This is a genomic window from Mesorhizobium sp. BAC0120 (assembly GCF_033542235.1).
In the GTDB taxonomy this organism is placed as follows: domain Bacteria; phylum Pseudomonadota; class Alphaproteobacteria; order Rhizobiales; family Rhizobiaceae; genus JAWRCU01.
Genome location: NZ_JAWRCU010000049.1, coordinates 1 through 1,090 on the forward strand (window position 1 = coordinate 1; position 1,090 = coordinate 1,090).

Genomic DNA, 1,090 nt, shown 5'->3' on the forward strand with positions numbered 1-1,090 from the left:
TTAGAAGGTGATGCTGGTCAGGACGACCACAGAAGCGTGCCGACCAAAGGGATGACCACCCAGACGGTCGGATCCGCGTTCCGGCGGGCGAGATAGCGCATACGAGTGGTTCCCTGGATAAGCGACGGAGATCAATGGGAAAGAGTGCCGCCGTCCACTTCCCACCGGTGTAATGCATTGCCGATGAACTGGTCCATCCTGCCGATCGGCACGCTCAGCCGCAAAACGCCGTCTGCCGTGAAGGCCGCAAGAAGGTCGGCCTCGTTCTTGACGCCGTGCTGGAATTCCCTGACCAGCAGGGCGGCAACGCGTTCTGCGTCGAGACTATCGGGAACGATCCGGTTCTTTGCGCATGCCTTCATGTGGACGCGCATGATCATGCCCATATCGGCTGATGTCAGGTGCTGCGGATGTTGGGAAGCGGAAGACATGACATCCTCCTTTTTCGGTCGGGGCAAGGGCACGATGGCCGCCCTCAACCGGCAGCGCCCTGAAAGAAGCTACCGACGCTCGCACCCTATCAGGGAAGGAGGCCTGGCGCGAGGATATTCGCCGTCGCTGACGAGGGTTCTCACGCGGAGGACTTTACGCGACGTGTCGATGTGGCCTTGATCGGGCGAAACCTGGCAGGTGCGGCTGCAGCCGCCAGTTTCGCCTCGTTTTCGAGCCGTGCCCGACGTAGCCTCGCTGTCTTGGCTTCGCGGCGCGCCGCTTCATCGTCGATGATGGTGCGTGCCGCATGATCCGTGACGCCGGCCTTGGCCTCGGCCTTGGACGGCCTGAGTTTGAACAGGGCGTGCTCAGCGATGGATCTGCTCATATACGTCTCCTCATCCAAGAAAAAGCAAAAAAGGCCGGGCGAACCCGGCCTCTCCTATGCGCCTCGATGATCAGTGCCAGTACATCCGTGGTCAAAGACCAGAAACGCAGTCCCGTTACGCAGCCTGAAGATTCTCGGCCGCGTTCTTGCCGTTGCGGTTGTCCTTCACGATGTCGAAGCTGACCTTTTGGCCCTCGACGAGCGAGCTCATGCCCGCGCGTTCGACGGCGGAGACATGGACGAAGACGTCTGGCTGGCCATTGCCGAGTT

At 60.9% G+C, this 1,090-nt stretch carries 3 protein-coding genes; all 3 read right to left on the bottom strand.

All coding sequences use genetic code 11. The features are described from left to right. Positions 1-131: 131 nt before the first annotated feature. Positions 132-431: a hypothetical protein gene (locus SAZ10_RS33515; RefSeq protein WP_318613888.1), complete on the bottom strand. Its 300-nt coding sequence runs from the start codon at positions 429-431 to the stop codon at positions 132-134. A gap of 140 nt (positions 432-571) precedes the next feature. After that, entirely contained in the window at positions 572-820 is a 249-nt protein-coding gene (locus SAZ10_RS33520) for a hypothetical protein (protein ID WP_318613889.1), read from the bottom strand. Between the two features lie 115 nt (positions 821-935). Beyond that, on the bottom strand, positions 936-1,090 hold a 155-nt coding region (locus tag SAZ10_RS33525), incomplete at its 5' end, for a cold-shock protein (RefSeq protein WP_318613890.1).